The 18,374-nt window shown below is 46.5% G+C and carries 15 protein-coding genes; 10 read left to right on the top strand and 5 right to left on the bottom strand.

Going from position 1 to position 18,374, the window contains the following annotated elements:
• Nucleotides 1-46 precede the first annotated feature (46 nt).
• The gene (locus tag ACR1R9_RS21995; protein ID WP_433922714.1) at nucleotides 47-469 is read right to left on the bottom strand and encodes a hypothetical protein; all 423 of its coding nucleotides are present in this window, start codon (nucleotides 467-469) and stop codon (nucleotides 47-49) included.
• A 172-nt stretch (nucleotides 470-641) separates the two neighbouring features.
• Between ACR1R9_RS21995 and ACR1R9_RS21990 the strand changes: the two genes are divergently transcribed.
• From ACR1R9_RS21990 to mglC, 6 genes are all read left to right on the top strand, one after another.
• Complete coding sequence (locus ACR1R9_RS21990; RefSeq protein ID WP_433922715.1) at nucleotides 642-2,261, top strand: response regulator; 1,620 nt, start codon at nucleotides 642-644, stop codon at nucleotides 2,259-2,261.
• Nucleotides 2,258-4,072: a cache domain-containing sensor histidine kinase gene (locus tag ACR1R9_RS21985; RefSeq protein ID WP_083678982.1), complete on the top strand. Its 1,815-nt coding sequence runs from the start codon at nucleotides 2,258-2,260 to the stop codon at nucleotides 4,070-4,072. Before ACR1R9_RS21990 ends, ACR1R9_RS21985 begins: the two co-directional genes overlap by 4 nt.
• Nucleotides 4,062-5,240 (top strand): sugar ABC transporter substrate-binding protein, encoded by a 1,179-nt coding sequence (locus ACR1R9_RS21980; protein ID WP_433922716.1) that lies wholly within the window; start codon nucleotides 4,062-4,064, stop codon nucleotides 5,238-5,240. Before ACR1R9_RS21985 ends, ACR1R9_RS21980 begins: the two co-directional genes overlap by 11 nt.
• Before the next feature lie 119 nt (nucleotides 5,241-5,359).
• Nucleotides 5,360-6,421 carry a galactose ABC transporter substrate-binding protein gene (locus tag ACR1R9_RS21975; RefSeq protein WP_163756078.1) on the top strand — a complete coding sequence of 354 codons (1,062 nt, stop codon included), beginning with the start codon at nucleotides 5,360-5,362 and terminating at the stop codon, nucleotides 6,419-6,421.
• 74 nt (nucleotides 6,422-6,495) lie between these two features.
• Nucleotides 6,496-8,001, top strand: a complete 1,506-nt coding sequence (locus tag ACR1R9_RS21970; RefSeq protein ID WP_433922717.1) for a sugar ABC transporter ATP-binding protein — start codon at nucleotides 6,496-6,498, stop codon at nucleotides 7,999-8,001.
• A gap of 14 nt (nucleotides 8,002-8,015) precedes the next feature.
• Nucleotides 8,016-9,035, top strand: a complete 1,020-nt coding sequence (gene mglC, locus ACR1R9_RS21965; RefSeq protein ID WP_072735160.1) for a galactose/methyl galactoside ABC transporter permease MglC — start codon at nucleotides 8,016-8,018, stop codon at nucleotides 9,033-9,035.
• 72 nt (nucleotides 9,036-9,107) lie between these two features.
• On the opposite strand, the gene ACR1R9_RS21960 is transcribed toward mglC, so the two are convergent.
• A complete protein-coding gene (locus ACR1R9_RS21960; RefSeq protein ID WP_076290269.1) occupies nucleotides 9,108-9,443 on the bottom strand; it encodes a hypothetical protein in 336 nt (111 codons plus the stop codon).
• 259 nt (nucleotides 9,444-9,702) lie between these two features.
• On the opposite strand from ACR1R9_RS21960, the gene ACR1R9_RS21955 reads away from it, so the two are divergent.
• The 4 genes from ACR1R9_RS21955 to lpxA all read left to right on the top strand — a co-directional run bounded on the left by ACR1R9_RS21955 (nucleotide 9,703) and on the right by lpxA (nucleotide 14,143).
• The gene (locus ACR1R9_RS21955; protein ID WP_433948893.1) at nucleotides 9,703-11,274 is read left to right on the top strand and encodes an ATP-binding protein; all 1,572 of its coding nucleotides are present in this window, start codon (nucleotides 9,703-9,705) and stop codon (nucleotides 11,272-11,274) included.
• 219 nt (nucleotides 11,275-11,493) lie between these two features.
• Nucleotides 11,494-12,324 (top strand): UDP-3-O-acyl-N-acetylglucosamine deacetylase, encoded by an 831-nt coding sequence (gene lpxC, locus ACR1R9_RS21950; protein ID WP_175383572.1) that lies wholly within the window; start codon nucleotides 11,494-11,496, stop codon nucleotides 12,322-12,324.
• A 20-nt stretch (nucleotides 12,325-12,344) separates the two neighbouring features.
• The gene (gene lpxD / locus ACR1R9_RS21945; RefSeq protein WP_433922719.1) at nucleotides 12,345-13,370 is read left to right on the top strand and encodes a UDP-3-O-(3-hydroxymyristoyl)glucosamine N-acyltransferase; all 1,026 of its coding nucleotides are present in this window, start codon (nucleotides 12,345-12,347) and stop codon (nucleotides 13,368-13,370) included.
• On the top strand, nucleotides 13,367-14,143 hold the full coding sequence (gene lpxA, locus ACR1R9_RS21940; RefSeq protein WP_433922720.1) for an acyl-ACP--UDP-N-acetylglucosamine O-acyltransferase: 777 nt from the start codon (nucleotides 13,367-13,369) through the stop codon (nucleotides 14,141-14,143). Before lpxD ends, lpxA begins: the two co-directional genes overlap by 4 nt.
• A gap of 95 nt (nucleotides 14,144-14,238) precedes the next feature.
• On the opposite strand, the gene ACR1R9_RS21935 is transcribed toward lpxA, so the two are convergent.
• The 3 genes from ACR1R9_RS21935 to ACR1R9_RS21925 all read right to left on the bottom strand — a co-directional run bounded on the left by ACR1R9_RS21935 (nucleotide 14,239) and on the right by ACR1R9_RS21925 (nucleotide 18,284).
• Nucleotides 14,239-16,065 carry an ABC transporter ATP-binding protein gene (locus ACR1R9_RS21935; RefSeq protein WP_433922721.1) on the bottom strand — a complete coding sequence of 609 codons (1,827 nt, stop codon included), beginning with the start codon at nucleotides 16,063-16,065 and terminating at the stop codon, nucleotides 14,239-14,241.
• On the bottom strand, nucleotides 16,058-17,779 hold the full coding sequence (locus ACR1R9_RS21930) for an ABC transporter ATP-binding protein (RefSeq protein ID WP_433922722.1): 1,722 nt from the start codon (nucleotides 17,777-17,779) through the stop codon (nucleotides 16,058-16,060). The genes ACR1R9_RS21935 and ACR1R9_RS21930 overlap by 8 nt, the downstream gene beginning before the upstream one ends.
• A gap of 70 nt (nucleotides 17,780-17,849) precedes the next feature.
• Nucleotides 17,850-18,284, bottom strand: coding sequence for a MarR family winged helix-turn-helix transcriptional regulator (locus tag ACR1R9_RS21925; protein ID WP_076290263.1), 435 nt, complete (start codon nucleotides 18,282-18,284; stop codon nucleotides 17,850-17,852).
• Nucleotides 18,285-18,374: the final 90 nt, after the last annotated feature.

Below are 18,374 nucleotides of genomic sequence, written 5' to 3'. Positions count from 1 at the left end.
TTATAAGGGATTACGAATGGATAAGAGATCAATGCCCTGACCCACTTCAAGTGGATGAGGGCTGTTTGGTTATCCAAGAATGACTTACATCCCATTCAGGTTTGTTGTTTGCATTGATTTGCGATTCTAGTGTAATAATGGCATAGGTTCCATCATGCTTTTCCCAATAAAGTATTGCCTTTGTATGATCGGGATGTAAAAGCAAGGCAGGCATGATATCCCCGGTTTTCAGCATGGTTCTTCGTTCGTTACTATAAAAGGCAGTGATGAAGGAAGAGTGCTCTTGATGGGGAAGGGTGTTTAATGAATCCTCCAAACTGTAAAACAGTTTCCATTCAGTTATATTCTCATTTTCACTATTCTCATTCAGCGTGTTACGTATCGCCTCTATTCCTCCGCTCCATGATTTTGTTAACTTCTCCTGAAGTTCTTGAGGTTGGTTTTCTATTTCATAGTTAACCACTTTCAATAATTTACCATATGTTTGTTTGTGAGCGCACATTATATCAATCTTATCATCTCAAAAGTAAGCGATTACATAATTAAATTTATATTGTATATTATGATGGCAACCTTGGATCATATCGACATATACATTATTGCTTGGGCTTATGGCCCCTTAAATAAAGGAGGAATCTGACGTGTACCGGGTATTGCTGGTGGATGATGAAGAGGATGTACGCGAAGGGTTGGTCGTAGAGGTAGATTGGGAAGCACTCGATCTGCGCATAGTTGGTCTGGCGGAGAATGGACGAGAAGCACTGGAGATGGCGGAACGAGTGGAGCCGGATATTGTGGTAACGGATATCAGCATGCCATTTATGGATGGACTTGAACTTGCCAAAAGGCTGAGGGAACGAAATCCGCTTGTGAAAGTGGTGATTTTGACTGGATATGATGAATTCGACTACGCCCGGCAAGCGGTCTCGCTGAGTGTGGATGAATATTTATTGAAGCCTTTCTCGGCGGGACATCTGACAGAACTGCTTACAAGATTGCGTGCGCAGATGGCGGCTGAAGTGGCCGAACGAGAGGATGTACAGCAGCTGCGCGACCATTATTATACAAGCCTGCCCTTGTTACAGGCGGACCTGATGGCCACTTTGCTGCATCGGCAAAAATCGCCGGAATATATCCATGGCAAAGCAAAGCAATGTGGACTGGATCTGCACGGTGAACGTTATGGTGTATCCGTACTAACTCTGCATATGGACGGAGAACAATCCGCGGATGCGGAGCTAAAGCAGTTCGCTGCGCTAAACATTGCCGCAGAGGTATGGACGGAACATGGGGCCGGACATGCTTTTATGCATCAGGAGACGATTGTGCTGCTCTATGTAGATCGGTGGGATGGAAAAGATGGAGAGAAACGACAGCAGCAGGCGCTGGAAAATGTAATGCGCAGCATCAATCACTATCTGCGTATCCCTGCCACTGTTGGATCGGGCTCAATCGTGAACACACTGGCAGGTGTGAAGCATGCCTATGAGGATGCACTACTGGCACTGGATTATCGGCTTGTACCGGGGACTGATCCACTTATCTATATTGCAGATGTGGAACGGCAGACGGCGGGCAAATTGCGTTTTGACGAGTTGAAGCAGCAAACGCTGACACGTTGTCTGAAAGCGGGTACGCAGGCGGAGCTGGAGGACGCGCTAGAGATCATTTTCCGGGAAATTACGGTGGAGCATGGGCGAAGTGACATTCAACTGTATCTGATTGAAGTTTTAACAAACGTTTGGAAGGCAGCCCAGGCATCGGGCGAGGCCATGGAGGACATTTTTGGGGCAGGGTTCCAGTTGTATGCCGATTTGTTCCGTTTGCCTGGGTTGTCTGAGGCGCAAGGTAAGGTGAGCGAGGTTTGTCTGCTCGTTCAACATCGCATTGCCAGCGGAAGGCAGCATGTATACAAGGATATTGTGGAACAGGCATTGTTGTTTACCAAAGAACACTACGCTGATCCGGATCTGTCCATTCAGAAAGTATGTGGGCATCTGCATATCAGCTCGGGTTATTTTTGTGGCATTTTCAAAAAAGAAGTACAGCTTACCTTTCTGCAATATCTGATGCAGATCCGGATGGAGGCGGCCAAAGAGTTGCTTCGATCCACGGAGATGAAGTCGTTTGAGATTGCTGGTCAGGTAGGCTTCGCGGAACCGAATTATTTCAGTTTTTGCTTCAAAAAACATATCGGCGTCTCGCCCAAAGAATATCGCAAACAGACTGCACTAACAGCTAGTGAAGGCACAAGTCGATGAGAACGTTTGCCGGATGGATAAGATCCCTTTGGCTCAAGCTTCGGTCCAGGCTGCGTTCATCCAGAGTCAGCAGTATCCGCTTTATTATTACGTGGTCTTTCTCTGTCTTCATTGTATTGGTGCTGACCATCATGGCGATGCTGCTGCATGACAAATTCACGCAGGCCGCGGAGCGAAGTGCGGAGCTGACGACGAGGCAGATCGTGGATCAGGTCAGTTACAATCTGGAGGATTATGTCCGCAGCATGTCGCATCTGTATCGAGCCATCGAAGAACATATGCTGCGGGATGGTACGTGGGAAGGGGATCAGGTAGATAAACAGCTCGACACGCTGCTCAGCAGCCGCGAAGATATCATCTCTATTACTTTGTTGGATTCAAAAGGGCATTTGCTCAAGAACAGACCTTCAGCTGAATTAAAACCGAGTGCGCATGTGACACAGCAAGGGTGGTTTCAATCTGCACTCCGAGTACCGGATCACCTTAGTTTCTCGCTGCCCCATATCCAGAACATGTACACAGGCCCATACAAATGGGTCGTTTCCATGAGCAAAGGCATTACTGTACGCCAAAATGGTCAGGATCGTCAGGTCATTCTGCTGGTGGATATCAACTTCAAACAAATGGACGAACTGAGCCGCCGGGTCAGTCTGGGGCAGCGGGGATACGTCTACATTATCGACGAAAGTGCGGGCAATATCGTCTACCATCCGCAGCAGCAATTAATGTACATGGGGCTCAAAAGTGAAAATATCGAACAGGCACTGGTTGCAACCGGCAGCTATGAAGATGAGGCGGATGGGCAGAAAAGGTTGAATGCAGTCAAGTCTGTCGCCAATATCGGATGGAAAATCGTAGGTGTGGCCTATCTGGATGAGATCATGACATCCCGCCAGGAGGTCAATGGATATCTGATTCGAGTACTGCTGGTTGTGCTGGTACTGGTCATCCTCGTCTCGCTATTCCTCTCTTCCAGTCTGACACGTCCGATCCGGCGGATGGAACGAAAGATGAAGGCCGTGGAGCGAGGGGATTTTAACGTGGAGCTTCCTATTGAGGGGCCACTGGAAGTGGAACGTTTATCCCGTCGTTTTAACCTGATGGTCTATAAAATCCGGACCTTGATGAATGAAATCATTCATGAACAGGAACAGAAGCGTCGGCTCGAACTGGAAGCTTTGCAGGCTCAGATCAATCCACATTTCCTTTACAACACGTTGAATTCAGTCGTGCGTATGGTGGGCATGAGCCGGAATGAGGAAGTCATTACGATGATCACTTCGTTATCCCGATTGTTTCGGATCAGTCTCAGTCAAGGCAAAACGATTATTACGGTCAGAGAAGAACTGGAGCACGCCCACCATTACCTGACGATTCAGCAAATGCGGTTCAAGCGCAAATTCAATTTTAGCATGAAGGCGGATGAGGATACGCTGGACAACCTGACACTTAAGCTGGTGCTTCAGCCACTCATTGAAAATGCCATCGTGCATGGCATTGAATATCATATGGACGAGGGATGTATTGAGATTCGTGTATACCGGGAGGACGACAAGCTGGTATTTCGTATTACGGATAATGGGGTCGGCATGACGGAAGAGCAGATGTCGAAACTTCTAATGGGCAGTCCTATCGTGAAAAGTGGTGCAGGATCAGGTGTAGCTGTACGCAATGTGCATGATCGGATCCAGCTCTATTATGGCGAAGCTTACGGTCTTGAATTTGAGAGTGAGCTGGAGGAAGGAACAACCGTCTGGATTCGGATTCCGATCCAATCGGAACGAGAGGAGGACGATGCTCATGAAAGCTAATAAGATCAATAGAACGGACTGGATGGGGCATCTAGTTATGAAAATAAACATCTGCCCTCGCGTGGAAGTCATACGGATGAGAGTCCATCTCCTTCGTTACATGGCCATGACAATTGCAATCTGCTGCCTGTTGTTATGTATGGCATGCGGTATGTCGAATGCTGATCCGGCGGGATCACCGCCGCGTATTGCACTGATTACGCCTGCGGGAACCGGAGAACTTGCAGAAGCGATACGTCTTGGGGCCGAAGCGGCTGCCAAAGAAGCGGGAGCGGAGCTTATTACGGTGGAGGCTTTCCCCTCGGAAGGGTTAACTTACGCGCCTTCTAACCCTGACTTCACAGCAGAACAGGGAAAGGTGAAGCAAGAGCATTTGCAAAATGGGACTTATTCACTGAGCGAGCGTGAACAAGCCCAGGTGGATGCGGTATCACTGGCACTGGAGCAGGGAGCATCGGCCCTGTTGATCGATCCCTTGAGTGAGAAGACACTCAGCGACATCATTCAGAAGGCACAGACTAAAGATGCCAACGGAGTGATTACTCCCGTCATTTTGTTAAATGATGAATTTCCTGTTAAAGGCATAACAAGTGTTATCTCGATAGATAACGTTGAAGCTGGACGGCAGGCGGGTCAGGCCATGGCTGTGCTTCTGGGAGGGCGAGGACGTATAGCCCTGCTTGGTCCTGATCCTGTAAATCCTGTTCTGATTAACCGGGAGCTAGGAATAGAGGAATCACTGGCTCAATACCCGGACATTCATGTGGAGGCCCAATCCGTATGCAGCACACGGGATGCTTGCTGGCAGGCGGCGAAGCAACTGCTTGACCAGCAGCAGGTGAACGGGTTGATTGCCCTTCAGGAACCTGCTTCTCTGGGGGCAGCGGATGAACTGAATCGACGTACGTCCGAGAACAATGGGAACAAGGTGAAGATTGTGGGATTTGGCAGTGAACAGCAGCAGTTAGAGCAGTTACAGGAAGGCAGAATTCAGCACTTGATTGTGCAAAATGGATTCAGTGCAGGTTATCTTGGTGTGAATCAGGCCGTTGCACGGTTGAACAACCAACAGGTGCAAGCCAGGGTAACACTGGAAACGAAGCTGGTCAGTACGGACAATATGTTCTGGATGGATAATCAGAAGTTGTTGTTTCCTTTTGTACAGTAAAATCAATTGAGGAAGATTTCGATAAAACAGAGGAAGATATTGTATTCGAATTTATTGTAAACCCTTTCATAATAAAGACATCGGTAAAGCCGAATGAACTTGGGGGAGGTCATTAGGATATGAAGAAAACGTGGATGACATTGTTGCTTACAGCGTGTATGGTTGCGGCGGCGGGGTGCAGCAGTGGCGGAGACAACGCAGGCGGAAGTACAGGAACAGATACAGGAGGCCAGACGGCCGCAGGAACGGAAACGCCGAAGATTGGGGTGGCCATCTATAAGTTCGATGACACGTTCATGACGGGTGTACGGAATGCAATGACCGCGGCAGCGGAAGGTAAAGCCACACTCGATATCGTGGATAGCCAGAACGCACAGCCGACCCAGAATGAGAAAGTCGATCTGTTTGTATCCAAGAAATATAACGCAATGGCTGTGAATCCGGTTGACCGGACCGCAGCAGGTGTCATTATTGACAAAGCCAAAGCGGCCAGCATTCCGGTTGTCTTTCTGAACCGTGAGCCGGTTGCCGAAGACATGAACAAGTGGGATAAAGTGTATTACGTTGGAGCCAAGGCAGAAGAGTCGGGCACGATCTCCGGTCAGCTCATTGTGGACTACTGGAAGGCCCACCCGGAAGCAGATAAAAACGGGGACGGCAAACTGCAATACGTCATGCTGAAAGGCGAGCCTGGCCACCAGGACGCTGAACTGCGGACTAAATATTCCGTACAGGCAATTCAGGATGCCGGAATTGAAGTGGAAGCATTGGCTGAAGACACGGCGATGTGGGATCGGGTCAAAGGCCAGGAGAAAATGCAGGCGTTCCTTGCCTCCCACGGAGACAAGATTGAAGCGGTATTGGCTAACAATGATGACATGGCACTTGGAGCCATTGAAGCGTTGAAAGCAGCCGGATACTTCAAAGACGGCAAAACGATGCCTGTTGTCGGCGTGGATGCAACGGCTCCGGCCATTCAGGCCCTACAGGACGGTACGATGCTGGGCACGGTGTTGAATGATGCCAAGAACCAAGGCGCAGCAACGGTTGCACTCGCTTCCGTACTCGCGAAAGGTGAGACACCAACGAAGGAAAATACGGGTTATGACATTACGGATGGCAAATATGTTTGGATTGCCTACAAAAAAATTACGAAAGACAACATTGCCGACGCCCAATAACAGCAGCAAACAGGGACGTCCGTCATGAGATGGCGTCCTTTTTTTGCCGGGTTTAAGGAAGGGGAGGATGAAAGATGGAATCACCTTACCTGCTGGAGATGGACGGAATATCCAAAGCATTTCCGGGTGTGCAGGCACTAAGTCAGGTCACATTGAAGGTAAAGCCGGGTACGGTTCATGCGCTGATGGGAGAGAACGGAGCGGGCAAATCCACGCTGATGAAATGCCTATTCGGTATGTACCGCCCGGATGAAGGGACGATTCGGATGGACGGCAAGGAGGTGGACATTCCGAGTTCGAAAGCGGCGCTTCAGCATGGCATATCGATGATTCATCAGGAGCTGAACCCGGTGCCACATCGTCCGGTGATGGAAAACATCTGGCTGGGACGCTTTCCAATGAGGGGGTTGTTGGTGGATGAGAAACGAATGTATGCCGATACACTGGCTCTGTTCAAGGACTTGAATCTGGACATTGATCCGAAGGCTCAGGCGGGGACTTTATCCGTTTCCAAAATACAGTCGATGGAAATCGCCAAAGCGGTCTCTTTTCAATCTAAAGTTATCGTGATGGATGAGCCAACATCCTCGCTCACGGGCAAGGAAGTGGACCAGCTCTTTGCCATTATTAATCAGCTGCGCAGTCGCGGGGTGTCTATTATCTACATTTCGCACAAGATGGAGGAAATTCTGACGATCTCGGATGAGGTCACGATTATGCGTGATGGTTTTGTAGTCGGTACCTGGGATGCTGCCGATTTAACGACCGATCTGATCATTACCCGCATGGTTGGACGTGATCTGGATGAACGGTTCCCGGAACGGACGAATGTACCTGGAGAAGTGATTTTGAAGGCAGAAGGCTTAACCTCCAGCCAGCCGAATTCGTTCCGTAATGTGACGTTTGAATTGAGGAAAGGCGAAGTGCTTGGCATCGGCGGCCTTGTTGGGGCACAGCGGACGGAATTGATCGAGTCATTGTTCGGCTTGCGCGGACTTGCTTCAGGGACGATCTCCATTCATGGACGCAAGGTGAAGATCAAGTCACCTGCCGCAGCAAAGCGTCATAACATTGCCCTGCTTACCGAGGAGCGAAGAGTCACAGGAATTTTTCCAGTGTTGTCTGTGTATGAAAATACGATTATTGCGAGTCTCGGACGTTACCGGAATCGGATTGGTCTGCTGGATGAGAAGAAAGGCCGAGATGAGGCACGCGAGCAAACTCAGAAGTTTAGAACTAAAACGCCTTCAGTTAACACGCTGATTCGAAACCTTTCTGGTGGTAATCAACAGAAGGTACTTCTGGCCAGATGGTTGTTGACTGACCCCGAAATTCTACTGCTCGATGAACCGACACGTGGGATTGATGTGGGTGCCAAATTTGAAATCTACACCATTATTACGGAACTGGCCCGCCAGGGCAAAAGCATTATTATGATCAGCTCGGAGATGCCCGAACTGCTGGGCATGTCGGATCGAATTATGGTCATGAGCGAAGGGCGGCTCACCGGAATCGTGGACGGTGCCGAGGCAACAGAGCAGGATATCATGAGGCTGGCCGCACAGCAGCGGATGGCTTAGTCAGGAGGGAACATATGAATACACAGGTTATCAATCAGGTGAAGCAGTATGTGGCGCAGCGCGCGATCTTTATTGTGCTGATCCTGCTCGTCATTGGCATTGCCATTGCCGATCCGCACTTTCTTGCTTTCTCTACACTTCGGGATATATTACAACAGTCCTCCACACGGGCCATCATTGCGCTGGGGGCGGCGTTTATCCTGGTAACGGGCGGGGTCGATTTGTCGGCAGGACGGGTCGTTGGGCTAACGGCTGTTGTCTCCGCATCCATGCTGCAAATCGACGAATATGCCAATCGGTTCTTTCCCGATCTGCCACAGTATTGGGTAGGATTGCCAATCGCTATCGGGATCATCGCAGGCTTGGCAGTGGGTCTCGTCAACGGCATCATTGTAGCCAAATTGCATGTTCCACCCTTTATCGCCACACTGGGCACAATGGTTGCGGTATATGGTCTGAACTCGATTTACTTTGATACAGAGCCCAATCAGTCACAACCCATTGGTGGATTGAGATCAGATTTTACCGTTATTGGATCTGGTTACATTGATCTTGGCGGTGGTTATTCCATTCCGTATATAGTATTGATTGCTATAGGGGTGGCATTGATCTGCTGGGTCGTCTTCAACAAGACCCGCCTTGGGAAGAACATGTATGCCATCGGTGGCAACATTCAGGCTGCGCATGTGTCCGGCATTCATGTGGCACGCAACCTGATTGCGTTGTATGCCATTGCAGGTGCCCTGTATGGACTGGGCGGTGTGCTGGAAGCCGCACGTACGGGCGGAGCAACGAACAATTACGGTAACATGTATGAGTTGGATGCTATTGCGGCTTGTGTCGTGGGGGGCGTCTCCACAGCGGGTGGAATTGGTACGGTTCCCGGTGTTATGGCAGGGGTGTTGATCTTTGGAGTCATCAACTATGGTCTGACCTTTATCGGTGTAAGTCCTTACTGGCAGCTAATTATTAAAGGGTTGATTATTGTGGCTGCGGTGGCATTTGATATCCGCAAGTATATGGCGAAAAAATAGAAGTTTAGTAATGAAGCATAAAGCCAGCTTCCTGAAATGACAGGGGAGCTGGCTTTATGCTTGTTTGCTCTTTTAATGAAATATAACCCATATTATACCGTAAAGTGGAAAGATCATAACGCTAAAGATCAGCATGAAACCACCGACCTTGTAGGCTACTTTTGTACCAAAGTGAGAATGGTATTTGCGTGCGATCAAAACGGAAGATAACCAAAAGATTATAGCTACCATAAAGGGAATGTGAAATCCTTGATGACCATCGCTATAGATAGGCAAGTTCAGTAGATTAAACAAATAGTGGCTGATTTGCACCTTTGCTGTGCCCCAGGAAAAATTAAAGGCAAACCCTATAGCAAGCACAAGCAAAGAAAGTGTCCCGATGCCCAAAGGTTTTCTTTGTTGTATCATGTTTATCCCTCCATAACCAAGGTGATATTCTATATAAACCCATTAAATGTATTGTAACACAGTAATGACCATTGTAATTGGATCATTATTTCGTAATGTGCATTTCCTATAAACCGTTTGTCCTATTTTAATTATAAATTTATACATTCATGTGAATTTGACGAACCTCCAATAATCGACAACATCAGCTAATCATTATCGATATAATACATGTGAATAGGATCTTAGATGTGAGTATTGTCAAAGGGGGCGAGGCTGTTTGCTGAGTTACACGATGAAAATGGTTATTTTCCCGCTCGGATGTCTGCTTGTTATCCTGTCCTCTTATTTTCTAGGGCTTACTTCCCATCTCGCGTTAATGATATGTGCTGGTGTGTTATTTGTAGCAAGTATATACAAGGAAAAACAGTATCCGGTATTGCGTAACATCCATTGGATTTTTCTTGGCATATTCCATTATTTCAGTGAACTTAACTGGTGTAATATGTTGTATTACCTGCTCATCATGTCGATGATTCAGGATAAACAGCGTGTTACGCAGACGTTACCCATTTCAATGTTGATTGTGTTTGAATATACTGTGATTCGGCTTTCGTATGTGACGATAGATACGTATAATTTGCTGATGTCCATGTTTGACATGTTAACTGCAATTGTCATTATCTTTTTGTATCATACCTTGATTAACAGCGAAGCAGAGAAGCGCAAACTTCGGGAGAAAAATGATTTTCTAACCCTCCATGATCCGCTCACCGGATTGCTAAACTACGAGGGATATATGAACGTACTGAAGGAAACGGCGGACGAGCAACGATCATTTTTGCTGATTATCATGAACATTCAGAATTTCAACGGGTTTGATCAAGAGGTCGATGACAATTGGAATCATGTAATCAAAGTGACAGGCGAGAGTGTTTCGAAACAGTTTGGAGATGCATATGGCGTATCTCGGTATGCGGGAGATCGGTATGCTGTCGTTTTGCCTGAAATACAAAATATCGAAGAACGCATGGTGTCACTGCTGTCCGGGGAGTTAAGGGGCTTACAAGTAAACTACAGCATTTCCCTATATCCGGGAATGTCCGAGACGTTGCAACACTTTATTACGGTAGCGGAGGACAGCTTTTTTCAGCAGCAGCGCAGCAAATGGTTGAAAAATGAAGAAGAGGTTTTCCGCTCGGAAAGACTACGGGCTGTAGGTGAACTTGCGGCTGGCATGGCTCATGAAATCCGTAATCCTCTCACTGCCATTCGAGGTTTCTTGCAGTTATCACGTGGACAGGCATTTAATATAGCACCGTGGTATGAGGTCATTATGGGTGAGGTAGCACGTGTAACGGATCTGACGGCCGAGTTTTTACAGTTTTCCAAACCACAGGCTAATCACATGAAGCCCGAACGAGTGGCCCATTGTCTTGAACGAGTCATGTCGTTAACCGAATCGGATGCAGCATCGCGAGGGCATCGGATTACACTTGAAATGACTGGTGAACCAGTTGTGGTCAACATGGATCGGGACAAGATCGTGCAGGTCCTGATTAATCTGATTCGTAATGCTTTTGAAGCAATGGAAGACCCGGGTGAAGTGCATATTGATCTGTTACATGATGGAGATAAAGCGATTATCTCGATTACCGATACGGGCAGCGGTATCCCGGAGAACTCACTGGCGACGATCTTTAATCCATTTTATACGACCAAGGAGGAAGGTACAGGACTTGGACTGGCACTCTGTCAGAAAATCGCTCAGGATCATCATGGGAGAATTACCGTTCGTAGTAAAATAGGTATTGGTTCAACATTCACCCTTCATTTACCTATGGGGCCATAATTCCAACAAAACAAAAACGCTTAACTGTTCCCCGTCAAGTAGACCGTAAAAAAAATAAAAAATGGTTCGTTTAGAAACCTTAGCTCAGATAACGTGCTAAGGTTTCTTTTATGCTCCTCTGACGAGACTCCAAATATCGACAACATCAGCTAATCATAATCGATATAATACATGTGAATAGGATCCAAATGTGAGAATTATGTCAAAGGGGGCGATGCTATGTACCAAAAAACGATTCGTAATCGTTTTACATTAGACGGTATTGCTATACATAGTGGGAATTTGTCAGAGATTACTCTGCATTCTGCACAACCAAACACGGGTATTATTTTTAGAAGAGTGGATGTAGATCCATATGAAATTATTGAAGCTAAAATCGGTAATGTATCCAATACGGAACGTTGCACACAGCTTAAAAACAACCATGGATACTCTGTATCTATGGTTGAACATACGCTGTCTGCTGTTCGGGGGATGGGTATCGATAACGTGATTATTGATGTTAATGGTGAAGAATTACCCATTTTTGATGGCAGCTCTACAGGTATTGCAGCAAAGATTTTAGAAGTTGGCCATCTGCAGCAAGAAATTAAAAAAACATATCTCCATTTAAAACAAAAAATTAGAGTTGAGCACGGTAATTCTTTTCTTGAAGCTCATCCCTCTTCAATGATCTCCTATTGCGTGTGTTTTAAAAATGAACATAAAATTGCCTACCTCTCAGATCAAACATCCAATTTTAATTTTATAGAAAACAATTACTTAAGGGATATTGCACCAGCTAGAACATTTTGTTTTGAAGAAGAAATAACGTACTTAAAAAGCAAAGGTTTAATTCAAGGTGCTTCTTTAGAGCATGGAATAGTTATTGGTGAAAAGAAAATTTATCCCAATTCACGTTTTCATGATGAATTGTCTCGTCACAAGCTACTGGATCTTATTGGCGATCTAGCTTTGAATCCTCCTTTTCATGCCAGAATCATAGGATCGGGAACGTCTCATTATTTGAACACTCTTTTTGCACAAGAATTATTAAATAATCTTATCTAAATACAAAAGGAGACCATATTATGTCATGTAATTTGAATGAAATCTCTGAACAGTTAAATGGGATTTTAATAGGTGATGGCAATGTCGTTATAACAGGCGTAGGTTCAATTAATGCTGCTAAAGAGGGAGAAATTGCTTTTGTTACGGATAAAAATCTAAATAAATTAGATCAATGTAAGGCTTCAGCTTTCATTGTGCCAGAAACGACAATAATAGAATTTAAAGTACCTGTTATTAAGGTGAAGAATCCCAGGCTCGATTTTATTCGCTTAATTGAAATGTTCAGTGAGAAAACCAAAAGTAGGGGTGTAGTATCATCAGAAGCAATTGAGCCTTCGGTAACGTTAGGCTACAATGTGCAGATCGACGAATTCGCGGTAATCAAAGAAGATGTTTCGATTGGGGATCATACTATTATTTCCGCGCATTCATTTATTGGTAGAAATGTGACCATTGGAACGAATTGCTTGATCCACCCTAATGTCACTGTTTTACATGATACTATCATCGGAGATAATGTCACCATTCACTCTGGCGCAGTGATTGGCGCTGACGGCTTTGGTTTTGAATGGGATGGTCAGAGACATGTTAAAATCCCGCATATTGGAAATGTCATTGTTTTTGATGATGTTGAGATTGGTGCAAACACCACTATTGATCGCGGAACGATTGATTCAACAACCATTGGTAAAGGAACCAAAATGGACAACCTCATTCAGATTGGTCATAATGTGCAAATTGGTGAGCACTGCATTATCGCAGGTACAAGTGCAATTGGGGGCTCATCAAAAATTGGTAATCGCGTCATATTGGCTGGTGGAAGTGCGGTAATTAATAATATCACCATTGGAGACGGCTGCGTTGTTTTAGCTAAAACTATGGTTACTAAAAACATGCCCGAGAACTCAATGGTTTCGGGATATACAGCTCGTTCACATAAGAGACAACTACGAGAATCCGCTGCACTTTCCAGACTCCCCCAAACGATAAAAAAACTAAATAAAAAAATTAATGAACTTTCCAAAACAAAGGAAGGTGCTAAATGATACATCAGTCAGCCATTATTCATCCTACAGCAGTAATTGGGGACAATGTCGAAGTCGGACCTTTCAGTATCATTGAAGAAAATTCAAAAATAGGTAGCGGGTGTAGGATTGGAAGTCACGTTATCATAGGGGCTAACACGATATTGGGGGGGAATAACCATATTTCACATGGTGCCATTATCGGTTCAGATCCACAAGATAAAAGCTACCAAGGCGAAGAATCGTATCTCATTATTGGAGATAATAATACCGTGAGAGAGTATGTCACCATATGTAAAGGCACATCAAAAGGAGATTGTTTCACGAGAGTAGGAAGTAACAACTTTATTATGAATTATGCTCATATCGCACATGATGTATTGATGGGAGATCACAATGTCATCGTCAATAATGTGCAAATTGGCGGGCATGTTAATATTGAAGACCATATCACTTTTGGTTGTGGTTCTGGTGTACACCAATCATGTAACATCGGAAGGTTTGCAATGATTGGAGCAGGAAGTAAAGTTTCACAAGATATCGTTCCATATTCTTTAGCAGATGGTCCGCGTTCGTACATACATGGTGTTAATATCGTTGGTCTAAGAAGAAATGGGTTTTCCAATGAAGAAATAAGCACGATAAAAAAGATTAATACCATTTTATTTCGCCAAAAGTTAACTCTCGATCAATCTATTGAAGAAATAAACAACTTACCTCCTTCTGAATTTAAAGAACACACATTGAATTTTCTATATAAATCTACACGCGGAATTGTACGAATGAAGCGATAAAATGGAAACGCCGCAAAGGTCCGGAATAAAACGGAACCTAATGCGGCGTTTTTGTTGTGTTTCTGTGTTTTAATCATCAATGAACACGAACCCAATCAGGTAAGCTGACCCTGATGCAACTGATAATAGAAACCTTGCTGTTGCATCAACTCATCATGGCTGCCTCGTTCGGCGATCTTGCCGTCATCAATAACCAGAATCTGATCGGCCTCACGAATCGTGCTTAATCTATGGGCAATGACAAAGCTGGTGCGATCCTTCATCAAGGTGCGCATCGCTTCCTGAATTTGCATTTCGGTGCGTGTGTCGATGCTGCTGGTCGCTTCATCCAGAATTAGAATCGCAGGATCCGCAAGAATGGCACGAGCAATGGTTAACAGTTGTCGCTGTCCCTGACTCAGATTGCTGCCACCGGAAATGATCGGGGTATCATAACCCTGCGATAATTTGCGGATGAAGGAGTGGGCATTTGCCAACTTCGCTGCTTGCTGGATCTGTTCGTCCGTTGCATCGGGTTTGCCGTAGGCAATATTGTCACGAATGGTGCCGGAGAACAGATAGGCATCCTGTAACACAATGCCAAGTTCGCGCCTTAGCTGGTCTTTCTCTAGTTCGGAGATGTCACAGCCATCAATCGTAATCCGTCCGCCCATAATCTCGTAAAAACGGGGCAGCAGGTTGATGATGGTTGTTTTACCCGCCCCAGTCGGGCCGACAAGTGCAATCATCTCGCCTGGCTTGGCGGTGAAGCTGACCTTTTTCAAGATCTCCCTCTCGGAGTTATACCCAAAGGATACATCTTCAAATACAACTTTACCCTGAATCTGCTGCAGTTGTTTCTTCTGTTCTTCCACGTATTCACTTGGTGTATCAATAATGTGGAATACGCGCTCGGCACCTGCTATAGCTGCCTGAATCAGATTGTACTGGTTCGCCAGATCATTGATGGGCCGCTCAATCTGGCGGGAGTAAGCAAGGAAACTTACAATCAGCCCGATGGACGTCAGATCATGATAAGCCATCCATCCACCTACGGCTGCCAGTATGGCAAAGCCGATATTGTTCATAACGTTCATCGTTGGCCCGACCAGACCTGATACGCTTTGAGCTTGGGTACTGGAAGTGCGAAGCTTTTCGTTCAAATTCTGAAAATGTTTTTGTGCCTGCTCCTGACGATTATAGGCTGCAACCACCTTTTGTCCGGCAATGGTTTCCTGAGCGTAGCCATTAAGCTCACCAAGCAACTTTTGCTGGGCGGTAAAATGTTTGCGTGTTCTTGAAGCGATCAGCCGAGTGGCGATCGTAATCAGGGGAACCGTGACCAGACTGAGCAGTGTCAGACGGACATCCAGGGCTAACATAATCGACAGGGAGCCAACCAGCAAGATGGCGCTGGACATCAATTGAGTTACACTTTGATTCAGCGTCGTGGACACGTTATCGATATCATTGGTAGCCCGGCTCATCAGATCACCGCTCTGATTTTTGTCAAAAAAGCTGATCGGCAGCTGCTGCAGCCGTGAAAATAGAGCATGGCGTAAATCCTTCACAGTCAGTTGGGACACACCGATCATGACATAGGATTGAGCCCACATCATAAACGAGCCGAGAACGTATACGGTCAGTAATAACATGCAGTCTTTCAGCAGACCGTCCGTAATTTTGGGAACGATATGTTCATTGACCGCACGGCCGAGCAGATAAGGTCCTGCCAGATTAAGTAACGTTCCAAGAGCCGTCAGTACCAGAGCGGTGATAACCCCTTTGCGATGACGTCCCATGTATGACCACACTCGAATGATGGCGTGCCGGGCGTTCTTGGCTCTTACTTTGGGAACCGGACCTCGGCCGGGTGGCCCGGGTCTTCCGATCATCGGTGGGACAACGGTCTGATGGTTGGAGGAAGAAGCGTTTTTAGCCAAATTGAACATCCTCCTTCCGTTGCTGCGAATAATAGATGGATTGGTAATGTGGCGAATGGGCCATGAGATGTTCATGTGTACCACTTGCCACGATCTCTCCTTCATCAAGCACGTAAATACAGTCTGCATCTTTTACAGAAGAGATCCGTTGTGCAATCAAGAAGGTCGTACTATTTTTCATTAGTGAATGCAGCGCCTTCTGAATGCTTGCTTCGGTACGCAGATCGACGGCACTGGTGCTATCGTCCAGAATCAGAACCTCCGGTTGCATGAGCAGGGCACGGGCAATAGAAATCCGTTGTTTCTGCCCACCTGAGAGATTGACCCCGCGCTGGCCCAACTCCGTGTCATATCCATCTTTCAGATTCATAATAAAATCATCGGCCGCCGCCCCTTGAGCTGCGGCACGTAGTTCAGCTTCCGTTGCATCAGGTCTGCCGAAGCAGATATTATCCCGGATGCTGCCACTAAACAGGATGGATTCCTGTAATACGATGGACACACGGCTGCGAAGATCCTGGAGATCCCAGTTACGCACGTTCACTCCATTCACGAGCACTTCACCCTGTGAGGCATCATACAAGCGGGGGATCAGCTGTACAAGCGAGGTTTTGCCTGATCCTGTAGATCCGAGCAGGGCCACTTTTTCTCCCGGCCGAGCCGTCAGTGTAATTCCAGAGAGCGTATGTTCTCCATCATAGCGGAAATAGACATCCCTGAATTCCACCTGACCTGCTCCTTTACGAGACATATCATCTCCCGATTGAATATCAGGCTGGGTGTGAAGCACCTCGTTGATTCGTGTTGCAGATACTTTGGCGCGGGAGAAGCTCATCATCATCATGCCGATTGAAGTGAGCGACGAGAGTACAACCGTTACGTAGTTGATAAAAGCAATCAAATCTCCGGCGGCAATATCGCCTCCTACTACCTGAAAGCCCCCAAACCACAGTACCGCTACAATGGTTGCATTCAGCATCAGGCTTAATACCGGTGCATTCAGCGATACGATGCGCCAGGCTTTCACTGCCGTATGGGTATAATCTTCATTGGCTTGCTGGAAACGCTTCTTCTCCTGACGCGCACGTGCAAAAGCTTTGACGACACGAATGCCGGCCAGATTCTCTTGAAGAACCGCGTTCACCTTGTCGAGTTTGTTCTGAACGCTGGCGAACAGCGGATAGGAAGCGGATATCAGGATATATAAGATGATAAAAAGAATCGGCACGGACAAAATGAGAATGAGCGCCAGTTTGACACTGATTGTAAACGCCATAATAATACTGCCGATAATCAGCATCGGCGAACGGATAAACATACGCAGAAGCATCTGTACAAAGGTCTGCATCTGGGTGATATCACTCGTCAGGCGAGTGATAAGCGAGCCCTCCTGGAAGGTATCCAGATTACGGAACGAAAACTTCTGGATATGATCAAACAATTCCTGGCGCAGATCAGTGCCATATCCAACGGCAGCTTTGCTTGAAAACAGCGTACAGCCTGCACCGCCAACCCATCCGATTAACGCAAAAAGAAGCATAAATAAACCTGTAGTCACGATGTGGGACAGGTTCCCTGCAAGAACACCATCATCCACAATGCTGGACATCAGCTTGGGTTGAAGCAGGTCCATGGCAACCTCAAGGACCATGAGCAGCGGAGCAAGAATAGCTGCTGACTTATACGGGGTAAGAAATCGTTTTAACGTCCACAATGGGAAAAATCACCTCATTCGTTATGAAATAATCATGTTGCAAATATTGATGAAGATAGATGAATCTCAATTAATATTCTCGCAGATTCTGAACCATGCGCTGGGCGAGCGCTGCCATGAGTTGCGATTCTTCAGGTGTAAAATCTTTCTGGGCTTGGCGATCAAGCTCCTGGAATACTTCTCTCAGTTCCTTAAGCGCAGCACGGCCCTGATCGGTCAGATAGACACGTAGACTGCGAAGATCCTTCGGGTCAGCTTCACGCCGTATAAACCCCGAGCTTTCCATACGTTTCAGCATTACCGTTACCGTTGCAGGGGCGCGGCGAAGCTGTTCGGCCAGATGTTTCTGGGTCTGACCATCTTCCCGTTCAAGCTGGAACAGCAGCGGCGGTTGTCCAGGATATAACTCAGGGTGGTTGACAAGCTTCTCATGAGCCTTGTAACGCTGTAGCTTGACGAGTTCTGATAACTGTCCCATTAACCGTTCATTTCGATCTGATTTCATAAGCGCTTCCATCCTTTTAATTAGTCGACTAACTAAATGATAAGTTTCATTTGACATATCGTCAAGCGATTTTTGACATCCCGAGGAAGC

Origin of the sequence: Paenibacillus taichungensis (assembly GCF_050994985.1) — a bacterium.
Lineage (GTDB): Bacteria > Bacillota > Bacilli > Paenibacillales > Paenibacillaceae > Paenibacillus > Paenibacillus taichungensis.
This window is presented reverse-complemented; position numbering and strand designations above follow the sequence as displayed.